General features: G+C 49.0%; 1 protein-coding gene. It reads left to right on the top strand.

The window, feature by feature from the left end; genetic code table 11:
- Positions 1-679 (top strand): FAD-binding oxidoreductase (locus A3763_RS06275; protein WP_197482809.1); only part of this gene is annotated, 679 nt, incomplete at both ends.

Raw genomic sequence — 679 nt, 5'->3', positions numbered from 1 at the left:
AAAATCTATGAGCTTGAGCCTGCTTTGCGTGAAGGTGTTAAAGATGGTTTGTGGATGTCTCAAGTTTCCAGTATCCGTAACCCTCGTTTACTGCAGGCTTTGTATACCTCTTTGCAGCGTAACCCCTTAGTAACTATTCATGAGGGCGCTGAAGTCTCATCGTTTCTGACGAATAAAGACAAACTCGATGGCGTTAAGCTGCATAATGGTGATGAGCATAGAGCTGATGCCGTCGTCATTTGTAGTGGCGCCTGGAGTCGCAGTGTCGCGAAAAGTGATGGTATTGAGGTTAAGCCGGTTAAAGGGCAAATGCTAATTTTTGATGCGCCTATTGGCCTGGTCAACCGGGTTGTGATGAACAATGGTAAGTATGTGATTCCACGTAGAGACGGAAAGGTACTGGCAGGTAGCACTCTGGAAGACGTCGGCTTTGATAAGCGCACAACGGAACAAGCAAAAGAGGAATTGGCAGATATGGCGATAGACCTCTTCCCGGGCTTGGCCTCCTGCCCTATCAGTGCGCATTGGTCGGGTCTACGCCCAGGCTCACCAGATGGCATTCCCTATATTGGCCAAATGAAGGAGTTTGACAACCTTTATATCAATGCCGGCCACTATCGCAATGGCTTGGTGCTCGCACCCGCTTCGGTTGCCTTACTCAGCGCTATTGTTAGTGGTG

The sequence above is a fragment of the Oleiphilus sp. HI0128 genome (assembly GCF_001635365.1).
The sequence above is the reverse complement of the archived record's forward strand: the minus strand, read 5'-3'. Positions and strand labels throughout refer to the sequence as shown.